This is a genomic window from Ruegeria sp. CDSC051 (assembly GCF_059610665.1).
The window spans coordinates 16,329-37,336 of the sequence record NZ_JBXWOC010000003.1; the positions used below are offsets into that span (position 1 = coordinate 16,329).

General features: G+C 56.8%; 24 protein-coding genes. 20 read left to right on the top strand and 4 right to left on the bottom strand.

Annotated features, from left to right (window positions below; genetic code table 11):
- Positions 1–11 precede the first annotated feature (11 nt).
- On the top strand, positions 12–200 hold the full coding sequence (gene rpmD, locus AC2FH0_RS08305; RefSeq protein ID WP_496789050.1) for a 50S ribosomal protein L30: 189 nt from the start codon (positions 12–14) through the stop codon (positions 198–200).
- 122 nt (positions 201–322) lie between these two features.
- On the opposite strand, the gene AC2FH0_RS08310 is transcribed toward rpmD, so the two are convergent.
- On the bottom strand, positions 323–1,336 hold the full coding sequence (locus AC2FH0_RS08310; RefSeq protein WP_496789051.1) for a radical SAM/SPASM domain-containing protein: 1,014 nt from the start codon (positions 1,334–1,336) through the stop codon (positions 323–325).
- Between the two features lie 512 nt (positions 1,337–1,848).
- On the opposite strand from AC2FH0_RS08310, the gene AC2FH0_RS08315 reads away from it, so the two are divergent.
- From AC2FH0_RS08315 to rplQ, 9 genes are all read left to right on the top strand, one after another.
- Positions 1,849–2,061: a DUF1127 domain-containing protein gene (locus tag AC2FH0_RS08315; RefSeq protein ID WP_496691902.1), complete on the top strand. Its 213-nt coding sequence runs from the start codon at positions 1,849–1,851 to the stop codon at positions 2,059–2,061.
- A 177-nt stretch (positions 2,062–2,238) separates the two neighbouring features.
- Positions 2,239–3,066: a hypothetical protein gene (locus AC2FH0_RS08320; protein WP_496691903.1), complete on the top strand. Its 828-nt coding sequence runs from the start codon at positions 2,239–2,241 to the stop codon at positions 3,064–3,066.
- 153 nt (positions 3,067–3,219) lie between these two features.
- On the top strand, positions 3,220–3,693 hold the full coding sequence (gene rplO / locus AC2FH0_RS08325) for a 50S ribosomal protein L15 (RefSeq protein ID WP_142639772.1): 474 nt from the start codon (positions 3,220–3,222) through the stop codon (positions 3,691–3,693).
- Between the two features lie 109 nt (positions 3,694–3,802).
- A complete protein-coding gene (secY, locus tag AC2FH0_RS08330; RefSeq protein ID WP_271951986.1) occupies positions 3,803–5,167 on the top strand; it encodes a preprotein translocase subunit SecY in 1,365 nt (454 codons plus the stop codon).
- Entirely contained in the window at positions 5,164–5,808 is a 645-nt protein-coding gene (locus tag AC2FH0_RS08335; protein ID WP_142639768.1) for an adenylate kinase, read from the top strand. Before secY ends, AC2FH0_RS08335 begins: the two co-directional genes overlap by 4 nt.
- 200 nt (positions 5,809–6,008) lie before the next feature.
- Entirely contained in the window at positions 6,009–6,377 is a 369-nt protein-coding gene (gene rpsM, locus AC2FH0_RS08340; protein WP_142639766.1) for a 30S ribosomal protein S13, read from the top strand.
- A 14-nt stretch (positions 6,378–6,391) separates the two neighbouring features.
- A complete protein-coding gene (gene rpsK / locus AC2FH0_RS08345; protein WP_037311698.1) occupies positions 6,392–6,781 on the top strand; it encodes a 30S ribosomal protein S11 in 390 nt (129 codons plus the stop codon).
- Positions 6,782–6,896: 115 nt separating this feature from the next.
- Complete coding sequence (locus AC2FH0_RS08350) at positions 6,897–7,913, top strand: DNA-directed RNA polymerase subunit alpha (protein ID WP_281995981.1); 1,017 nt, start codon at positions 6,897–6,899, stop codon at positions 7,911–7,913.
- A 117-nt stretch (positions 7,914–8,030) separates the two neighbouring features.
- Positions 8,031–8,453, top strand: coding sequence for a 50S ribosomal protein L17 (gene rplQ / locus AC2FH0_RS08355; protein ID WP_142639761.1), 423 nt, complete (start codon positions 8,031–8,033; stop codon positions 8,451–8,453).
- Between the two features lie 104 nt (positions 8,454–8,557).
- Here rplQ and AC2FH0_RS08360 read toward each other — a convergent pair whose 3' ends face one another.
- Positions 8,558–9,157, bottom strand: coding sequence for a TetR/AcrR family transcriptional regulator (locus tag AC2FH0_RS08360; RefSeq protein ID WP_496789053.1), 600 nt, complete (start codon positions 9,155–9,157; stop codon positions 8,558–8,560).
- A 91-nt stretch (positions 9,158–9,248) separates the two neighbouring features.
- On the opposite strand from AC2FH0_RS08360, the gene AC2FH0_RS08365 reads away from it, so the two are divergent.
- From AC2FH0_RS08365 to AC2FH0_RS08410, 10 genes are all read left to right on the top strand, one after another.
- Entirely contained in the window at positions 9,249–9,632 is a 384-nt protein-coding gene (locus AC2FH0_RS08365) for a hypothetical protein (RefSeq protein WP_496789055.1), read from the top strand.
- A 182-nt stretch (positions 9,633–9,814) separates the two neighbouring features.
- On the top strand, positions 9,815–11,197 hold the full coding sequence (locus AC2FH0_RS08370) for a trypsin-like peptidase domain-containing protein (RefSeq protein ID WP_281973751.1): 1,383 nt from the start codon (positions 9,815–9,817) through the stop codon (positions 11,195–11,197).
- A gap of 4 nt (positions 11,198–11,201) precedes the next feature.
- Positions 11,202–12,515, top strand: coding sequence for a replication-associated recombination protein A (locus AC2FH0_RS08375; protein ID WP_496789056.1), 1,314 nt, complete (start codon positions 11,202–11,204; stop codon positions 12,513–12,515).
- Between the two features lie 109 nt (positions 12,516–12,624).
- A complete protein-coding gene (locus tag AC2FH0_RS08380) occupies positions 12,625–13,668 on the top strand; it encodes an RluA family pseudouridine synthase (RefSeq protein ID WP_496789286.1) in 1,044 nt (347 codons plus the stop codon).
- On the top strand, positions 13,665–14,336 hold the full coding sequence (locus tag AC2FH0_RS08385; RefSeq protein WP_496789057.1) for an HAD-IA family hydrolase: 672 nt from the start codon (positions 13,665–13,667) through the stop codon (positions 14,334–14,336). Before AC2FH0_RS08380 ends, AC2FH0_RS08385 begins: the two co-directional genes overlap by 4 nt.
- Positions 14,337–14,340: 4 nt before the next feature.
- Positions 14,341–15,048, top strand: coding sequence for an ATP12 family chaperone protein (locus AC2FH0_RS08390; RefSeq protein WP_496789059.1), 708 nt, complete (start codon positions 14,341–14,343; stop codon positions 15,046–15,048).
- 206 nt (positions 15,049–15,254) lie between these two features.
- Positions 15,255–16,271, top strand: coding sequence for an amino acid ABC transporter substrate-binding protein (locus AC2FH0_RS08395; protein ID WP_142639749.1), 1,017 nt, complete (start codon positions 15,255–15,257; stop codon positions 16,269–16,271).
- 127 nt (positions 16,272–16,398) lie between these two features.
- Positions 16,399–17,667 (top strand): amino acid ABC transporter permease, encoded by a 1,269-nt coding sequence (locus AC2FH0_RS08400; RefSeq protein WP_496729464.1) that lies wholly within the window; start codon positions 16,399–16,401, stop codon positions 17,665–17,667.
- A 1-nt stretch (position 17,668) separates the two neighbouring features.
- Positions 17,669–18,973 carry an amino acid ABC transporter permease gene (locus tag AC2FH0_RS08405; RefSeq protein WP_142639745.1) on the top strand — a complete coding sequence of 435 codons (1,305 nt, stop codon included), beginning with the start codon at positions 17,669–17,671 and terminating at the stop codon, positions 18,971–18,973.
- 12 nt (positions 18,974–18,985) lie between these two features.
- Positions 18,986–19,777: an amino acid ABC transporter ATP-binding protein gene (locus tag AC2FH0_RS08410; protein WP_142639743.1), complete on the top strand. Its 792-nt coding sequence runs from the start codon at positions 18,986–18,988 to the stop codon at positions 19,775–19,777.
- A gap of 47 nt (positions 19,778–19,824) precedes the next feature.
- On the opposite strand, the gene AC2FH0_RS08415 is transcribed toward AC2FH0_RS08410, so the two are convergent.
- Positions 19,825–20,322: a SixA phosphatase family protein gene (locus AC2FH0_RS08415; RefSeq protein WP_496691911.1), complete on the bottom strand. Its 498-nt coding sequence runs from the start codon at positions 20,320–20,322 to the stop codon at positions 19,825–19,827.
- Positions 20,319–20,993, bottom strand: coding sequence for a ferredoxin (locus AC2FH0_RS08420; protein WP_496789060.1), 675 nt, complete (start codon positions 20,991–20,993; stop codon positions 20,319–20,321). The genes AC2FH0_RS08415 and AC2FH0_RS08420 overlap by 4 nt, the downstream gene beginning before the upstream one ends.
- Positions 20,994–21,008: the final 15 nt, after the last annotated feature.

Sequence of the window (21,008 nt, forward strand, 5' to 3'; positions counted from 1 at the left end):
GAGAGCGACCCATGGCAAAAACCCTCGTCGTCAAGCAGATCGGTTCCCCGATCCGCCGCCCCGCCGAACAGCGCGCGACCCTGATCGGTCTGGGCTTGAACAAGATGCACAAAACCCGTGAGCTGGAGGATACTCCTTCGGTCCGCGGCATGGTCAACAAGATCCCGCATCTGGTAGAGATCATCGAAGAACGCGGCTAATCGCGAGTTCTTTGAAGACTTAAAAACGCCCCCGATCTGATCGGGGGCGTTTTCTTGTTTGGCCGGTCGTCTTTTTTCCGGCTCGTCATATGGTGCTGTTCAGTGCCTCGGCGCAAACTCGGCTATGACCCGAGCGCCTTTTTTTCTGCAAACTCAATGTCGACTTCATGGCGCAACGGGGGTTCTCTGCCTGGTTTTTCGTACAGCCTGGGGCATCCATCGCAAAAACTGGCTGCTGCTTCGCGTTTGGAATGAGCACGCGGGTTCCAGACCTGCCGGCGCAGAGCTTTGTATTTTTCGTTGTTCCAGATGGTTTCAAGTGGTTCGTCGAAAACATTTCCCAACACATGCGGATCACGGTTCTTGTCGGAAACATATTGGCGGCCGGATCGCCAGAGACAGCAGGGAATCACATCGCCATCAAAGCGAATGACCGTGCTGCTGTGGGGCCAATGGCACCTTGGGGTGAGGGATGATGACAGGGGCGGGCCATTTTCAATCCGATCGGGATCGTCGTCTACGACGTTGTACAGATCTCCATTTGCATCGAACCGTAGCCCTTCAAACGTGGTAAAGGCGTCGATACCAATCTCGTCTACGATGGCCTTCACCTGATCCAATTCATCCTCGGCGTGATGGGGGAAAGAGATATGCTGTATTTCTATGAACGGAGATTTCAGACCCTTCCTCTTTTTATAGCCAGCCAGTAGTCGCAGGTTGTTCAGGACGAAATCCAGGCGTCCGCGAACACGGGTAACCTGAAAGCTTTCCTGCGTCGCGCCATCAACCGAGATTGTGATATGGCTAAGCCCGGCATCGACCAGGTCATGAATCCTCTCGGCTTTTAGCCGATAGCTGAAATGGGTGGTGATATGGCTTTCCAAACCGGCTGCAGTCGTGGCCCGGATCATGTCGTTGAGGTCCGGGTGTGCCAGAGGATCGCCATAGTAGAACAGGCTTACACCAAGCGCGCGATCTTTGATCTGGTCAATGATATGCCGGTACTGCTGAAGGCTGAGTTTGTCCTGCTTTCCGAAATTCTGATCGCTGAGTAATGGCCGGTTGCGTCGGGACGGGTTCGCATGGACGCAATGTGGACAGGCTAGTGAGCACAGCGGCGAAATATCAATTTTCACCAGAGACGGCAGCGGGGCGGCTTGTTGAGAGTGAAGAAGATAGCCCCGAACGTTGCGCAACAGGTTTGCCGATTGCTTCAAGGAAGGACGGCGCTGAATCCAGCGCAACCTTCTAATAACGCTTGAAACCAAAGGCATGGAGTATCCTCATTCATGAAGTCGAGGACGCCCTAAACGTGCGAGGCGAAAATGGTAAAACAGGCCGAAATAGCCCGATAGTTCACGGATATGTGATAGAATAGTGAAAATATGGGTCCGTAAAAGAAAAAAGATATTAAAATATATAAATTTGATAGATCTTATCTTTAGCCGAGAAATCCACAGGTCTATTTCAACGAAAGCCTGTAGTGGGATGTCTAAACAGTGTTTTCACTGCCATTCCCCCAATGCATACCGGCCAGACCGAATCTTCTGTTGTTAGCGTTATCTGGCGTTCTTATTTGAGCTTTGTCCCAAATAGGAACGCAAACGAAATCTGGAGAATACGCTCCGGTTTAGAAAGGAATATAGAAATGGCAAACACAGCAACTTTTTCCCGCGAAGGCTTTGGTCTGACCGCCCGCATCGCAACTCTGATCGCACGCGTGAAAGAGGCCTATGCCCTGCGCGCCGAATTCGGCCGCACCTATTCAGAGCTTCAGAACCTGACTGATCGCGAACTGAACGACATTGGTATCCGCCGGTGCGATATAAGTGATATTGCGCATAAGCACGTCTACTGCTGAGAACCTGGCAGGCTGAACAACACCGAGGCGCCATTTGGCGCCTCTTTTGATTCTGCGTGCTTGAAAGGCACAGGCACGGTGAAATTGGTCGCTCTGCATTGTGGATCGTTTGGAAACTTTCCATGAGAATTATTAGAGGGGGCTATGTCCCAATAACGCGATGACGAGGCTGACGCAGTGCGAGACTACCAGATCGGCATGTTGTGGGTGGATGGCCCGCTGAGCTTTCTCGAGCAGCTCTGCATCAAATCCTATCTGGATACCGGTCAATCCGTTCGCCTCTACACCTATGGGAATGTCTCCGGGATACCTGAAGGTGTGGATACCCGCGATGCGCGCGATGTGATGCCTGGCACAGAATTCATTGCGCATAGCCGTACTGGTAGCCCGGCGCCGCATTCGGACAAGTTCCGATACCGCATGTTGGCGCAGGAGCCCGATTTGATATGGGCGGATACGGACGCCTATTGCATGCGTCCTTTCACAACGGAGACCGGGCATTTTTACGGAATGCTCGAAGGAGAGATTGCGATCGGCGTATTGGGCATTCCGTCAGACAGCCCGGCGCTGGATCTGCTCATCGAATATACAACGGACCCGTATCGGATTCCGCCATGGCTGCCCAAACGATATCAGGAACCCCTTCGTGCGGCACAGGATGCAGGTGATCCGATCAATGTGCCCGCGCAATATTGGGGCGCATGGGGTCCGTCAGCCTTTGCCTGGGCTTTACGGCAAACCGGCGAACACCAATTTGTTCTGCCTGAGCATGTGTTCTATCCGGTGAACTTTACCAGACGGCGCGCTTTGGCACGCCCAAACGCCGATTTATCCAGGTTCTTCCACGAGGACACAGTTTCCATTCACTTTTATGGTCGCCGGATGCGTTCGATCCTTAGGAACAGGTATAATGGCCTGCCAGATCCAGATAGCCTGGTGGGTAAGCTTCTGGCCAAACACCGGATTAATCCACTGGACGCGCCAATCCAAAATGCTGAAGGCTAGACAGTTTGGGTGTTGTTCACTTCAAAACTTGCATCCTCAGCCACAAAGCTGTATCGGGCTCCGGTGGCGTACTGCGCCGCAAGAATCAAAACCAAGAAATGCCGTGTTTGACCCATCACGCTTCGGGGTCATTTCCGGCGAAGGAGAAGCGAAATGAAACTGAATGAATTGCGCGACAACCCAGGCGCCACACCGAAACGGACCCGCGTCGGCCGTGGTCCCGGTTCCGGTAAAGGTAAAATGGGTGGCCGTGGTATCAAAGGTCAGAAATCCCGTTCGGGTGTGGCCATCAATGGCTACGAAGGTGGCCAGATGCCGCTGTACCAACGCCTGCCCAAGCGTGGCTTTAACAAGCCGAACCGCAAGGCATTTGCCGTTATCAACTTGGGCCTGATCCAGAAATTCGTCGACGCCGGTAAGCTGGACGCCAAAGCCGCGATCACTGAGGACGCACTGGTTGCATCCGGTCTGGTTCGCCGTAAACTGGACGGTATCCGCGTTCTGGCCAAAGGCGAAATCAGCGCCAAGGTGACCCTGGAAGTAACTGGTGCTTCGAAAGCTGCCGTTGAGGCAGTCGAAAAAGCGGGCGGTTCACTGACGGTCACAAAAGCCGCTGCGGCAGAGTAAGCGCTTGTGAGCGGGCCAAGACCCGCTTACATAGACCTCAGAGTTTTCCAAGACGCCGCCCGAGCCGGAAAACGGTTCCGGGCGGTGTTTTCATAAGAGAGACCGATTCATGGTATCAGCAGCAGAACAAATGGCAGCCAACACTAGCTGGGCTGCTTTGGGCAAAGCCACCGATCTGCGCAACCGCATCCTGTTCACACTGGGTTTGTTGATCGTCTATCGCCTGGGCACTTTTATACCGGTGCCGGGGATCGACGGACAGGCCCTGCGTGAGTTCATGGAGCAAGCGGGGCAGGGCATCGGCGGTATGGTTTCGATGTTCACCGGCGGGGCGCTTGGGCGGATGGGTATCTTTGCCCTCGGCATCATGCCTTACATCTCGGCCTCGATCATCATTCAGCTGCTGACCTCGATGGTTCCGGCGCTCGAACAGCTCAAGAAAGAGGGCGAGCAGGGTCGTAAGAAGATCAACCAATATACCCGTTTCGGCACCGTGGCGCTGGCCACCGTTCAGGCCTATGGCTTGGCCGTTTCGCTGGAGTCGGGCGATCTGGCGACCGATCCGGGCCTCTATTTCCGTCTGTCGACTATGATTACACTGGTTGGCGGCACCATGTTCCTGATGTGGCTGGGTGAGCAGATCACCGCGCGCGGCATCGGCAACGGTATCTCTCTGATTATTTTCGTTGGCATCATCGCCGAGGTTCCGGCAGCGTTGGCTCAGTTCTTCGCAAGTGGCCGCAGCGGCGCAATCAGCCCCGCAGTGATCATCGGAGTGATTGTCATGGTCATCGCCGTGATCACCTTTGTGGTGTTCATGGAGCGCGCTTTGCGTAAGATCCACATTCAATACCCGCGCCGTCAGGCCGGTATGAAGATCTATGAGGGCGGCTCGAGCCACCTGCCGGTCAAAGTGAACCCGGCCGGCGTTATCCCGGCGATCTTCGCCAGCTCGCTGCTGCTGCTGCCGGTGACGATCTCAACCTTCTCATCGGGTGCGACCAACGGGCCGATCATGTCCTGGCTGCTGGCCAATTTTGGACCTGGTCAGCCTCTGTACCTGCTGTTCTTTGCGTCGATGATCGTGTTCTTTGCCTATTTCTACACGTTCAACGTGTCGTTCAAACCGGATGACGTGGCGGATAACCTGAAAAAGCAGAACGGTTTTGTGCCGGGTATCCGTCCGGGTAAGAAAACCGCCGAGTATCTGGAATACGTGGTCAACCGCGTTCTGGTTCTGGGTTCGGCTTATCTGGCGGCGGTTTGTTTGCTGCCTGAAATCCTGCGGGGCCAGTTTGCCATTCCGTTCTATTTCGGTGGTACTTCGGTTCTGATTATCGTCTCTGTGACCATGGATACGATCCAACAGGTTCAGAGCCACCTGCTGGCGCATCAATACGAAGGGCTTATCGAAAAGTCCCAACTGCGCGGGAAGGGTAAGAAACGCGGCAGGAAGGGACCCGCTCGTCGATGAACATCATTCTTCTGGGCCCCCCGGGGGCGGGTAAAGGAACGCAAGCGCGTCATCTTGTTGAAACACGCGGCATGGTGCAGCTGAGCACCGGAGACATGCTGCGCGAAGCCAAAACCTCGGGCACCGAGATGGGCCTGAAGGTTGCAGCCATCATGGATGCCGGCAAGCTGGTCACCGATGAGATTGTCATCGGCCTGATCGAAGAGAAGCTGACCACCGAAACCGGTGCCGGTTTCATCTTTGACGGTTTCCCCCGCACATTGGCACAAGCCGACGCATTGGCGGCTCTGCTGACCAAGTTGGGCCAGTCACTGCACACTGTGATCGAGATGCGGGTGGATGACGATGCCCTAGTGGATCGGATCACCGCACGTTCGACCTGTTCGGGCTGTGGCGAGGTCTACAATGACAAGACCAAGCCGATTCCGGCAGATGGTCGCTGCACCAACTGTGGTGAGCAAAAAGAGTTCACGCGTCGCGCTGACGACAACGAAGACAGCCTGCGCACGCGGTTGATGGAGTACTACAAAAAGACGTCGCCGCTGATTGGTTATTACTACGCCAAAGGCGATCTTCGCCCGGTCAATGGGTTGGCCGATATCAAGGAAGTGACTGCGTCGATCGAGGCCGTACTCGGCTAGCTCCAATATGGCCTTGACGCCAAGCGCAAAAGCCCATATCGACCCCCATCCCTAAAGGGAATCAAGATCGCAGGCGGGATTCGTCCTAACTGCCCCGACCACCTCGAATAATACTGGGCCCTCTGGCGTCACTGCCACGGTCAAGTGTTGTGAAAAAAGGTTCCGGAGCTACGGAACCGCAACAAAAAGGAAAGTGACACGTGGCACGTATTGCCGGCGTAAACATCCCGACTGCAAAGCGGGTACCTATCGCCCTCACATATATCACCGGTATCGGCAACACCTCGGCGCAGGCCATCTGCGAAGCCGTAGGCATTGAAGCGCACCGTCGCGTCAATGAGCTGTCGGATTCCGAAGTTCTGGCCATCCGCGAACATATCGACGCAAACTTCACCGTCGAAGGTGACCTGCGTCGCGAAGTTCAGATGAACGTCAAGCGCCTGATGGATTTGGGTTGCTACCGCGGTCTGCGTCATCGTCGTAACCTGCCCGTTCGCGGTCAGCGTACCCATACCAACGCTCGTACCCGCAAAGGCCCCGCAAAGGCCATTGCTGGCAAGAAGAAATAAGGAGGGTCTGACCGATGGCACGCGAAAAGACTCGTACCAAGAAAAAAGAGCGCAAGAATATCGCATCGGGCGTGGCCCATGTGAATTCGACCTTCAACAACACCAAGATCCTGATCTCGGACGTGCAAGGCAACGCCATTGCATGGTCGTCGGCCGGGACCATGGGGTTCAAAGGGTCGCGTAAATCTACACCGTATGCTGCTCAGATGGCTGCGGAAGACGCAGGTAAAAAGGCGCAGGATCACGGCGTCAAGACGCTGGAAGTCGAAGTTCAGGGCCCCGGTTCGGGTCGTGAATCGGCTCTGCGCGCACTGGCTGCAGTGGGCTTCAACATCACGTCGATCCGCGACGTGACGCCGATCGCTCACAATGGCTGTCGCCCGCCGAAACGCCGCCGCGTCTAAGCGAATTAGAATTGAGCTGGGGCCCGCATTTTCGCACGGCCCCAGCACGTCATTTTGAACCTCGGGCGTCTGCACCTTGTTGGTCATGGGGCGCGGACAGGAATGGAGGGATTACATGATCCACAAGAATTGGGCAGAATTGATCAAGCCAACCCAGCTGGAAAGCAAGCCGGGCAACGATCCTGCGCGCCAGGCAACGCTGGTTGCAGAACCGCTGGAGCGTGGCTTTGGTCTGACACTGGGCAACGCCCTGCGCCGCGTTCTGATGAGCTCGCTGCAAGGTGCGGCCATCACCAGCGTTCAGATCGACAACGTCCTGCACGAATTCAGTTCGGTTGCAGGCGTGCGTGAAGACGTCACCGACATCATTTTGAACCTTAAGCAGGTTGCCCTGCGCATGGAGGTCGAAGGCCCCAAGCGTCTGTCGATCAATGCTAAAGGCCCGGCAATCGTCACCGCAGGCGACATCAGCGAAAGCGCTGGCATCGAGGTTCTGAACCGCGATCACGTCATCTGTCACCTGGATGATGGTGCCGACCTGTTCATGGAACTGACCGTCAACACCGGTAAGGGCTATGTTTCGGCTGAAAAGAACAAGCCAGAAGATGCACCTATCGGCCTGATCCCGATCGACGCGATCTATTCGCCGGTTAAAAAGGTCGCCTATGATGTTCAGCCGACGCGTGAAGGTCAGGTTCTAGACTATGACAAGCTGACCCTGAAGATTGAGACTGACGGTTCGATCACCCCCGAGGACGCGTTGGCCTATGCTGCGCGCATCCTGCAGGATCAGCTGTCGATCTTCGTCAACTTCGATGAGCCGGAAGCGGCTGGTCGTCAGGACGAGGATGATGGTCTGGAGTTCAACCCGCTGCTGCTGAAGAAAGTAGATGAGTTGGAACTTTCGGTCCGTTCGGCAAACTGTCTGAAGAACGACAACATTGTCTACATTGGCGACCTGATCCAGAAGACCGAAGCCGAGATGCTGCGCACCCCGAACTTTGGCCGCAAGTCGCTAAACGAGATCAAAGAAGTGCTGTCCGGCATGGGTCTGCACCTTGGTATGGATGTCGAGGATTGGCCGCCCGACAACATCGAAGATCTGGCGAAGAAATTCGAAGACGCGTTTTAAGCGCGTCTTCCCCAATGCCCGGGCTGCCGGGGAATCAAGGGCGATCTTGCCCCAAGGAGAGTCGGTGACACGCATCGCCGGCCAGACAAAGCAAAACGCTAAAGAAGGAACTAGAAAATGCGTCACGCACGTGGTTACCGCCGCCTGAACCGTACTCATGAGCACCGCAAGGCTCTGTTTGCGAACATGGCTGGCTCGCTCATCGAACATGAGCAGATCAAAACAACTCTGCCCAAGGCAAAAGAACTGCGCCCGATCGTTGAAAAACTGATCACTCTGGGCAAGCGCGGCGACCTGCACGCCCGTCGTCAGGCCGCATCGCAGCTGAAAGAAGACAAAGACGTCGCAAAGCTGTTCGAAATCCTGGGCCCCCGTTACGCCGAGCGTCAGGGCGGTTATGTCCGGATCCTGAAAGCAGGCTTCCGCTATGGCGACATGGCCCCGATGGCGATCATCGAATTCGTTGACCGCGATCTGGACGCCAAAGGCGCTGCAGACAAAGCGCGTACCGCCGCCGAAGAGGCCGCAGACGAAGAATAAGAAAGCTTGGCTTTCATGTGAAAACCCCCGTGTCTCGGACGCGGGGGTTTTTCTTATGGAGCCAGTCGCAAGTCCGCTCTGCTCATGGTATGTGTCAGCTTTAGTCAGGGCCCGAGAAGCGTTTGCAAATGTCTGGTTGCTGCTTCGGCGCGCCTTGCCAATGTTCCCGGATCGGGCTTTTCTGTGCGCCCGATCGCGCGCTGGATCTGAAGATCACCAATCAACAATCCCAAATACAAATCAACCACGTCCGATATATCGTTGCTGACTAGCTCTCTATTGGTTCTGGCAGCTTCAAACAGCTGTGCCAGGAGAGGGGAAATTGTTTCCCGGCCTGCCTCTGACAAGGCTTTACCTAGTTGGCCGGTTGCGTCAGCTGCGGCCGCGCGATTCAGAGAAACGGCCTTCTCGCCCAAAATGATTTCCAGCAATACCGGCCCAAAGGCGTCGAGTGTTTCGATCGAGGCTTCACGCTGTGCAAGCGCGTTTTCAAGCAACGTTTTTGCTTCCGCAGCGTTTCGTGACACCATGGTGCGGAACAAGCCAAGCTTATCGCCATACCAGTTGTAGAGCGTTTCGTTTGAGCAGCGGGCACGTTTGGCGATGCTCAGCATCGAAGTTCCCGCGAAACCTTTTTCTGCGAGCAGTTCATAAGCCGCTGTTTCGATCTGTTCCTGCCGGGCAGTGCGTAGGTGATCTTTCAATCTGGCCTCCTGAATGGTGTTGACACTCAGCCGTACATCGGGTTACGGCTTAACGCAACCGTACACTTTGTTACGGAAAAAGGAGGCGAACTTGATTTATGAGAAAGATCGGGCGGCCAATGCTGCTTTGTTGACACTTATCGTTTTGCAGATCGTTATGCTGAGCGCTCTCTATGCCGGAGTACCGCCACATCCGCCCACAGTTACACCACTGTTTGGGATTGCGCCTTCTATTGGGGCCGCACTCAGCGCAGCCTGCGCTGCGATCCTCCTTGGCGCCACGGAAACAAAGGCCGGTATATGCCTGACACTTTTAGCGGCACTTCTTGCTTCGGTTTCCTTCGGACCGCAAAAGTACACAGACGCGCAGTTTCCCCTGATCTGGCCCGCAGTACTCGTAGGGCAGGGGGCCATACTTACGCTTGTCGTTTTGGCATACAGATCGGTTCGCTTGAAACCGAGACAGCTCAACTAATACCTAACCGTCTGACTATGAACGTCGTAGTCAGGCGGTCGGACATGTCAAATGTGGCTGGACTGGCTTAATCTTGTCTGGGTGGTGATGACTGAAGTCTGGCAGAAACTCCAATACCGCGCTTGCAAACCCAGACATCGCGCCGCATATCCAAAACAGTCCAAAAATTTTCGGGAACTATGATGCTTCGCGCCACGGCCTTCGCTTTATCGCTTTTGTCTGCCTCTGCCGCGGCGGAAACCAGGGTGCCACGTTCTCAGGCCGAAATCAGCCTTGGATTTGCGCCGGTGGTGAAACAGGCCGCGCCGGCGGTGGTGAATATATACGCCAAGATTGTGCGCGAAGGGCGCTCGAACTCATTGTTCTCTGATCCGTTCTTTCAGGATTTCTTTGGCGGCGGCTTTGGCGAACCGCGACCGCGCGTTCAGAATTCGCTGGGGTCGGGTGTGATCCTGACGGATGACGGTTATGTGGTCTCTAACTATCATGTTGTTGGTTCAGCGACAGAAATACGGGTCGTCACGACGGACCGGCGCGAGTTTTCGGCCGAGGTGGTTCTGGGCGATCAGGAAAGCGACATCGCCATTCTACGTCTGAAAGATGCCGAGGCGTTGCCTTCGATCGACATGCGGGATTCCGATTTGGTTGAGGTGGGTGAATTGGCTCTGGCCATCGGCAACCCGTTCGGCGTCGGGCAGACGGTATCATCGGGCATTATCTCGGGGCTGGCGCGGACCGGTACGGCCACGGGCAATGCGCGGGGCTATTTCATTCAGACGGACGCGGCGATCAATCCCGGCAATTCGGGCGGGGCGCTGATCGATGTAAACGGTGATCTGATTGGCATCAACACCTCGATCCTGACACGTTCTGGCGGATCGAACGGGATCGGCTTTGCCATCCCTGCCAATCTGGTTGCCGAATTCCTGCGGCAAGCGCAGGCCGGCAATGACAGTTTTGTCAGCCCCTGGGCCGGAATGGCAGGGCAGCACATGAGTGCGGATATCGCTGAGTCTCTGGGCTTGGTCATCCCGCAGGGTGTGGTGATTTCGGATCTCCATGCGCTCAGCCCGTTGGCCGAGGCAGGGTTGCAGGTTGGGGACGTCGTGACCCATGTCGACGGGGATGAGGTCAACTCGCCGGCAGAGATGAAATTCCGCATGTCAGTGGCCGGTGTGGGCGGCACGTCGGTGGTGACGCGACTGCGCGGCGAGGACCGAGCTGAACTTGAGGTCGCTTTGGTCAAAGCGCCCGAGGTTCCGGCAGCGGAAGTGACGACGCTGAACGATGAAACCGTGATGCCAGGCCTGACCGTGTCGCGGATCAACCCTGCTGTTATCGCGCGGCTAGGGCTTTTGCTGTCGCAGACGGGGGTGGTTGTGGTCGACGCGGGCCGCTATGGCGGTCGGTCCGGGCTGCGTCCGGGCGATGTGGTCGATGGAATAAACGGCGCGCGGGTCGAGCGACCTGCTGATGTCGTGAAGGCGCTGACCGATCCGGGGCGTCGGATCAATCTGGATATCCTCAGGGGCGGCCGGCCGGTTTCCCTGCGGTTCAGGCTGTGACCGGATGAGTGACCTTTTCGATACCGGGTCACCTGATCCTGCGCCGCCTGTACATCGCCCGCTGGCCGACAGATTGCGCCCGCAAACGCTGGCCGAGGTGATCGGACAGGAACAGGTGTTGGGTCCGGATGCGCCTTTGGGCGTGATGCTGGCCTCGGGCAGTCTGTCGAGCCTGATATTCTGGGGGCCGCCCGGTGTCGGCAAGACCACGATCGCGCGGCTTTTGGCGCAAGAGACGGACCTGAATTTTGTGCAGATCAGTGCCATCTTTACTGGTGTTCCCGACCTGAAGAAAGTGTTCGAAGCTGCGAAGATCCGGCGTCAGAACGGGCAGGGGACGTTGCTGTTCGTTGACGAAATCCATCGCTTCAACAAGGCGCAGCAGGACGGGTTTCTGCCGCATATGGAGGATGGTACGATCCTCCTGGTCGGGGCGACCACGGAAAATCCATCGTTCGAGCTGAACGCCGCTGTGCTCAGCCGAGCACAGGTGTTGGTGTTGGAAAGGCTCAGCCCTGCCGATCTAGAACGCCTGACGCAACGCGCTGAGCAGGAACTGGACCGTGGGTTGCCACTGGACTCTGCGGCCCGTGGTGCGCTGCAAGAAATGGCCGATGGCGACGGGCGCGCGCTGTTGAACCTGATCGAACAGGTGGCCGCGTGGAAAGTTGAGGGCACGCTGGACCTTGAAGCCCTGTCGACCCGGCTCATGCGCCGTGCCGCGAAATACGACAAATCTGGAGATGAGCATTACAACCTGATCTCGGCTCTGCATAAATCGGTGCGAGGATCCGACCCCGATGCCGCCCTGTACTGGTTCGCGCGAATGCTGACGGGAGGCGAGGACCCAAGATATCTGGCGCGCCGGATCACGCGAATGGCGGTCGAGGACATTGGTCTGGCGGATCCGCAGGCTCAGGCGATCTGTCTGCAGTCATGGGAGACCTATGAGCGGCTGGGCAGTCCCGAAGGCGAGTTGGCTTTGGCGCAGGCGCTGGTCTATCTGGCTCTGGCTCCGAAATCGAACGGGGCCTATGTGGGCTACAAGGCAGCGATGCGTCTGGCCAAGCAATCAGGAAGTGAGCCGCCGCCCAAACATATTCTGAATGCACCGACCTCTTTGATGAAAGATCAGGGCTATGGTGCAGGCTATGCTTATGATCACGATGCCGAGGATGGGTTTTCTGGGCAGAACTACTTTCCCGAGTCCATATCGCGCCCTGTTCTCTATCAACCTGTCGAGCGTGGGTTTGAACGTGAGCTGAAGAAACGGCTGGACTACTTTGCCAAGCTGCGTTCGCAACGGAAACCAGACTAGCACCGGCTTGACTCTTTGGCCGATGCGCGCGACAGACGCGCATGTTTTCTGGGACAATGTTTACAGCGTGGTCCGGGCGGGTCTGCCGCGCGGCGCAAGGGGCAATGGCATGAGTGGCGTGCAGATGATTACGGTTGCGGATGGGGATGGCGATCAGCGGGTGGACCGCTGGCTGCGGCGTCTGTTTCCGCATGTCAGCCAGGGGCGCATCGAGAAAATGTGCCGCAAGGGCGAACTGCGTGTGGATGGCGGACGGGCCAAGGCCTCGACCCGGCTTGAGGTCGGCCAGGTCGTACGCGTGCCACCTCTGCCGGATGCGGACCACAAACCGGTCGAGGTCAAGCCGCGGATCACAGATGCGGATGCCAAGATGTTGCAGGCTTGCGTGATCTATCGTGATGATCACGTGATCGCGCTGAACAAACCGCAAGGCTTGCCGGTGCAAGGCGGCAGCGGCCAGACCCGGCATGTGGACGGCCTGTCCGAGGCGCTGCGCTTTGGATATGACGAAAACCCCCGATTGGTGCACCGACTGGACAAGGATACCTCGGGCGTGCTGTTGCTGGCCCGCACACGCGAGGCCGCCAAAGCACTGACCGCCGCTTTCCGTCACCGGGACACGCGCAAGATATATTGGGCCCTGGTCGCTGGGGTGCCGACCCCTTATCTGGGCGAGATCAAGACCGGTTTGGTCAAGGCCCCGGGCCATGGCAGCCAGGGCGAGGGCGAAAAGATGATCCCCGTTCATCTGAACGAAATCAACGACACGCCAGGCGCGAAGCGGGCCCATACACTTTACGCTACGCTATACCGAGTGGCCGGACGCGCCGCCTGGGTCGCGATGGAGCCGATCACCGGCCGCACCCATCAGTTGCGTGCGCATATGGCAGCGATTGGGCACCCAATCATCGGGGATGGAAAATACGGCGGTTCGGGTCAAGAGAACCTTGGCGATGGCTGGGGTGCGCAGTTGGGCGGTGTGATCAGCAAAAAGCTGCACCTGCATGCGCGGCAGGCTTCGTTTCAGCACCCGGTGACGCGTAAGAAGATCACGGTTACCGCACCCTTGCCTGATCATATGAAACACAGTTGGGACACATTCGGATGGGCCGAAGACCTAGCTGCGGATGATCCGTTCGAGTCTCTGCAATGAGCAGACCCTTGCGTCTGGTACTATTTGATGTGGACGGTACCCTGGTCGATAGCCAGGGCAGCATTGTTGCGGCCATGACCGCCAGCTTTGATGCCTTGTCTCTGCCGGTACCGGATAGGGCGGGGATCTTGTCCATAGTCGGATTATCTCTGCCACAAGCCATGGCACAGTTGGTGCCCGAGTGTTCTGCTGTGGATCAGGCGCGGTTGGTAGAGGGCTATAAACAGGCCTATCACGCACATCGGCTGGAACAGGGAATGGCCAGTTCGCCGCTCTACCCCGGAGCCCGTGAGGTTATCGAGGCGCTACATGCGATCCCCGAGATGTTGCTGGGCGTGGCGACGGGCAAATCGCAACGCGGTCTGGATGCCCTGATCGAGGGGCACGGCCTGCAAGGCTATTTCGTGACCCGGCAGGTCGCGGATCACCATCCCTCCAAACCGCACCCTTCGATGATCGACACGGCACGGGCCGAAACCGGCGTCAACGCTGCTGATACGGTCATGATCGGGGATACCCGGTTTGACATGGATATGGCCGCCGCCGCCGGTGTCACCGGAATTGGCGTAACCTGGGGGTATCACGAACAGCCTGCCCTGGCCGCCGCCTCTCGCATAATCGAAACGTTTGACCAGTTGCCGGGCGCACTGGACGATATCTGGACCTGAAGACATGAGTGACTGGAAACCGAAACGATTTTGGACTGCATGTCGGGTGGTCGAGGCCGATGGCGGATTTACGGTCGAACTGGACGGTCGTCGGGTCAAAACACCTGCGCGGGCCGGACTGATCCTGCCGACCTTGCCGATGGCTCAGGCCGTTGCGGCCGAATGGGACGCGCAGGAAGAACAGGTCGACCCAGGGACGATGCCCTACACGCGTTCGGCCAATGCAGCCATCGACAAGGTACAGATTCAGCACGCCGAAGTTGCAGACATGCTGGCCGATTATGGCGATTCGGATTTGCTGTGCTATCGCGCCGCCCACCCGCAAGAGTTGCAGCAGCGGCAAGCTGAACAGTGGGACCCGGTGTTGGACTGGGCCGCGGAAGCCATGTCGGTTCGCCTGCAGCCCGTCACAGGTATCCTGCATCAGCCGCAAGACGTGGCGGCGCTGGATCAGTTGCGCCGGCGAGTGCATGATTTCAACAACTTCCAACTGGCTGCCTTCCACGATCTGGTCAGCCTTTCGGGCTCGTTGATCCTTGGGTTTGCGGCCACTTCCGATTGGTGTGATGCGCAAGAGATCTGGCGGATTTCGCGGTTGGACGAGCTGTGGCAAATCGAGCAATGGGGCCATGACGACGAGGCGCATGAAGCAGCCGAAGTCAAACGTTCTGCCTTTTTACACGCTAAACGCTTCTACGACGTCTCTGATTGATCTTAGATTTCTGAATTTTTACCGCTCTGATGGACATCTGTGAGTTGATCCATCGTTTTCCCTGATCCGACCCTTGACGTTTGTTTATGAATGCGACCAAACTCGTGCGCACTAAAGGGGAGACACCTTTGGGGAAACCTTTCTGGTACCTGAGGTGCCGGATAGAACCGTCCCTGAACGGGATGGACAATCAGGAAGAGGTAAAAATGAAAAAATCCGTAATCTTGGGCGCGGCCACAGTTGCCGGTCTGGCCGCAGGCGCAGCCATGGCGGGAACCGTGGACGACGTCAAGGCGCGCGGTAAGCTGAACTGCGGTGTGACCACCGGTCTGGTCGGCTTTGCCGCGCCCGACGCAAATGGTGAATGGCAGGGCTTTGACGTTTCGTTGTGCCGCGCCGTTGCCGCTGCGGTTCTGGGTGACGCAAGCGCCGTTGAATTCGTTCCGACCACAGGTAAGACACGCTTTACCGCGCTGGCTTCGGGCGAAATCGACATGCTGGCCCGGAACACCACCTGGACCTTCAGCCGCGACGTAGACCTGAAGTTCGAATTCGTCGGTGTAAACTATTACGACGGTCAGGGCTTTATGGTTCCCAAAGCGCTGGGCGTAAGCTCGGCCAAGGAACTGGACGGCGCGACTGTCTGCATCCAGACCGGCACCACCACCGAGCTGAACCTGGCGGATTTCTTCCGCTCGAACAACATCAGCTACGAGCCGGTTCCGATCGAAACCAACGCAGAAGCGCAGCAGCAGTATCTGGCTGGCGCATGTGACGTCTATACCACCGACGCATCGGGCCTGGCCGCAACGCGCGCCACGTTCGAAAACCCCGGTGATCACATCCTGCTGCCCGAAATCATCTCGAAAGAGCCGCTGGGCCCGCTGGTCCGTCATGGCGACCACGAGTGGGGCGACGTTGTTCGCTGGACACTGAACGCACTGGTTTCGGCTGAAGAGCTGGGTGTGACCTCGGCGAACATCGACGAGATGTCTGCTGGCACCGACAACCCCGAAGTGAACCGTCTGCTGGGCAGCGAAGGCACTCTGGGTGAGATGCTGGGTCTGGACGCACAGTGGGCAATGCGCGCTATCAAGGCGGGTGGTAACTATGGTGAGGTCTTTGCCAAGAACATCGGTGAAGAAACCCCAATCGGTCTGGCACGCGGCCTGAACGGTCAGTGGACCGATGGCGGCCTGCTGTACTCGCCGCCGTTCCGCTAATATCCATTGAAGAGGGCGCAGTTCATCCTGCGCCCTTTTTCAATCCATAAGAAACAGTCCCGGTTAGATTGAACAGAGATCAACTCTGTCTGCGAATAACGGGATGACACGGGGATATACATAGGTCATGTCGACTCTCACTGACCCGCCAAAGGAGCAGTTCCGGCTGTCCATGCTCCTTTACGATACGCGGTACCGATCTGCGACCATCCAGGTCATTGCAATGATCGGTTTCATGCTTTTGGCAGCCTGGATCATTTCCAACACCATTCAGAACCTCGAAGCACTTGGTAAACCCGTAGAATTCGGGTTCTTCGGCGAACCTGCAAGTTACGATATCAACCAACGCCTGCTGGAATACGATTCTCGAGACAGCCACTTGCGTGCTGGGCTTATCGGATTGCTAAACACACTTGTTGTTGCAGTTCTCGGCTGTATCACGGCGACGATTATCGGTGTTTTCGTTGGTGTATTACGGCTTTCAAACAACTGGCTGATCGCGCGGATCATGACTGTTTATGTCGAGATGTTCCGTAACGTGCCTGTGCTGCTTTGGATCGTTCTGGCTATGGCCATTCTGATCGAAGGTTTACCGGCACCCAATGCATTCCGAGGTGAAACCCCGACGGCCACGATGGATTTATTCAACTCTGTCGCCGTCACCAATCGCGGTGTCTATATCCCAGAGCTCCTGTTTTCACGCAGTCTTGGCGATATCCACTTGTTTGGTGCGTCCAGCTTACGCTTCGACATTTCATTGGATCTGGTCGCCTTTCTGGTCGTTTTGGCGGGCAGCATTTTTGTGATGCGCAAAGTATCCGCTAATGCCGCTGCAAAACAGGAAGCAACTGGTGATCGCCCAACCATCTGGCATATTCAGTTGGGCATACTGTTTGTGCCGATGTTGATCCTGCTGACTGCGTTGGGATTCCATTTGGGATACCCGGAACTGAAAGGGTTCAACTTTAAAGGCGGCACTCATTTGCGGAACTCGCTTATCGCATTGTGGTTGGCCCTGTCCCTTTACACTGCAGCTTTCATCGCTGAGATCGTGCGGGCCGGAATTCTCGCCATTTCCAAGGGGCAGACCGAGGCCGCCGCCGCGCTGGGTATACGCCCGAGCCGGATTATGCGTCTGGTGATCCTGCCGCAAGCGTTGCGCGTGATCATCCCGCCAATGATCTCGAACTACCTGAACCTGACCAAGAACTCGTCTCTGGCGATTGCGGTGGGATATATGGATATCACAGGTACCTTGGGTGGCATCACCATGAACCAAACCGGCCGCGAGCTGGAATGCGTTCTACTGCTGATGCTGGTCTATCTGTGCATCTCGCTGAGCATCTCGGCAGTGATGAACTGGTACAACAATAGTGTCAAATTGGTGGAGCGGTAATATGAGTGATGTTTCATTTGTCCGCGCGGAAATGTTGCCGGAGAAAGCGCCACCAGCGTCCGAAGTGGGAATAGTAGGTTGGGTTAAGCACAATCTGTTTTCTGGTTGGTTCAATTCGATCCTGACTTTGGTTTCGCTCTATGCGATCTACTATGTGTTGTCGGGCGTTCTGCCATGGACGTTCCAATCCGTCTGGAATGCCAATTCACTGACTGAGTGCCGTGAGATCATGATGGCAACCTGGGGAGACACCCATGGTCATGCTTGCTGGGCTGTCATCAATGATCGCTGGCTGCAGCTGTTGTTCGGATTCTACCCGAGCCATCTGTACTGGCGGCCGATTCTGGCGCTTGTTCTGTTGCTGGTTGCTCTGGCACCAGTGCTGTATTCGGACCGTGTTCCGAGCAAGTTGCTGATCTTTAGCGCGATCTACCCCTTCCTGATGCCTTGGTTGATGTGGGGTGGTACCATCTGGGGGCCATTGTCGGCGGCACTTGGATTTGTTGCCGGCTGGGCCGTCTACACCGTCGTCAGCAAGCAACAAAGCGAATTGCTCGGGATGATCGGTGGTGCAGTGGCTGCGTTGATCTGGTGGCTGTTTCTATCGAGCTATTTCGTTGGTGCCATGGATTCGATCCTGCCGATCGGTATCGAAGCCGTGCAAAGTCGTCAGTTCGGTGGTTTCATGCTGGCGATCCTGCTGGGTGTTGTGGCCATCGGTGTCTCGCTGCCGATCGGTATCGTGTTGGCGCTGGGCCGTCAGTCGGACCTTCTTATCGTCAAATACATGTGTGTGGGCTTTATCGAGTTCATTCGCGGCGTACCGCTGATCACGCTACTGTTCGTGGCCTCGCTGCTGTTGAACCTGTTCCTGCCACCAGGCACCAATTTTGACATCATCCTGCGGGTGATGATCATGATGACCCTGTTCTCAGCCGCCTATATGGCCGAAGTGATCCGGGGTGGCCTGGCTGCATTGCCACGCGGTCAGTACGAGGGCGCCGACAGTTTGGGCCTGAACTACTGGCAGGCACAGCGTTTGATCATCATGCCGCAAGCCCTGAAAATCTCAATTCCGGGCATCGTGAGCACATTCATCGGGATCTTCAAGGATACGGTTCTGGTGTCGATCATCGGACTGTTCGACGTGCTTGGCCTTGCCAACGCGATCCGCGCTGATACCGCTTGGAACGGCATCTACTGGGAACTGTTCGCTTTTATCGGCGCGCTGTTCTTCGTCGTCTGCTTCTCCATGTCCCGTTATTCCATGTATCTGGAGCGCAAGCTTCAGACTGGCCATCGTTAAGGAGTTCAACACATGTCTGAACTTGCAATAGACCGCGAAATCGACCGATCCAAGATGCAGGTGAGCGACGAGGTCGCCATCGAAATCAACAACATGAACAAGTGGTATGGGTCTTTCCATGTGCTGCGCGACATCAATTTGACCGTCAATCAGGGCGAGAGGATTGTTATCGCGGGGCCGTCAGGGTCGGGTAAGTCCACCCTGATCCGCTGTCTGAACGCGCTGGAGGAACACCAGCAAGGCACGATCATGGTGGATGGGACGGAACTGTCGAATGACCTGAAAAACATCGACAAGATCCGGTCCGAGGTCGGGATGGTGTTCCAGCACTTCAACCTCTTCCCGCATCTAACCATTCTGGAAAACTGTACGCTGGCCCCGATCTGGGTGCGCAAGACGCCCAGGAAAGAGGCTGAAGAGCGTGCGATGCACTTCCTAGAGAAGGTGAAAATCCCAGAACAGGCCGACAAGTATCCTGGCCAGCTTTCGGGTGGTCAGCAGCAGCGTGTTGCGATTGCCCGTTCGCTCTGCATGATGCCGCGGATCATGTTGTTCGACGAACCTACATCGGCGCTGGACCCTGAGATGATCAAAGAGGTGCTCGACACTATGATCGAGCTGGCCGAAGAAGGCATGACCATGCTTTGTGTGACCCACGAGATGGGTTTTGCCCGTCAGGTCGCCAACCGCGTGATCTTTATGGATGCCGGTCAGATTGTGGAACAGAACGAACCAGAAGAGTTCTTCAACAATCCGCAAAGCGAGCGGACCAAGCTGTTCCTGAGCCAGATTCTGGGCCATTGATCCCGATCGGAAGAACCTTGAAAGGCGGGGTTTTTGCCCCGCCTTTTTTATTCCGGCAACTCGCGTGGAATGACGAACCCCAAGACATCCCCACTGTGCCACCGAAGCGCGGCCCAGGAGTTGATCTCGAACTGTATGACTGTTGTTGCGCAGGTCGGGTAGTCATCGAAACGGCCGTGATCTGGCGCCTGCCGCACAAGCTGTCTGGTGAATTCAGCGATCCCGGGGTTGTGGCCCAGCATCAGCACGGTTTGGCCAGAAGCCTGCGATAGGGCCCGCATCATGAGATCGGGACCGGCCAGATACAGCGAGCGTTCGAACTGGATCAGATCGGCCTGCAGCCCCATTCGATCCCACGTCTCGCGGGTCCTGAGGGCGGTAGAGCTGAGCACCTCATTCGGTAGCCAGCCATTCCTGAGTAGCCAGCCGGACACAGCAGGTGCGGAGCAGCGTCCACGTTTGTTCAGTGGTCGATCATGATCGCTGAGCGTCGGCTCATCCCAACTGGATTTGGCATGGCGGGTCAGGATCAGGGTGCGAGTCATGACGGGTGAAAAGACCTCATGTGGTGGGCGGATTGTTCTGGGTCCCGCCCGGCCCCGGGGCTGAGAGGGCAGGCCAGGCGCGCAAGGCAGCCACCGGTCATGCAGGTTTGGCCCTGCTCTGTGTTCAGATGCCCGTGGCAGGCCTCAACGTCATAGAAGCTGTGGGTGTTCAGGGCTCCGACTGGGCAGGTCTGAGCGCAAGGGGAATCGCATGTAACACAGGGCGATGAGTTATGGGCACCGGGAATCTCGAATTCCTCATCAAAATGCAGCGCGCCGCGATACGAGATCATCATACCGACCGTGTCATGCACCAAGGCGCCAACAGGGCTGCTGAATGTACGCCCCGATTTCAGCGCCCAGTCGATAAACGGCACATAGGGTGGGCCACCGAATGGGAAATAGGCTTGCGCCCCCAAATCCTGCGCCATCTGATTGACGACGCGGTACGACCACCGGTCAACAGGGTCGGGACCTTGCCATTCAAGGGCTGATTTCAAAACAGGCCAGAACGTGGGCCCTGCACCTAGCAGGATCAGGGTGCCGCTGTCCAATTGCTTGGCATTAGCGCGCCCAGGATGCAACGCACCCATCACGATAAGCCCAACCTCAGCTGCCGCTCTGTCGACACGTTGATAAATGTTCGGAGAAGGTGCGGTTTGTTCTGTCATGTCACCTCCGTCGCA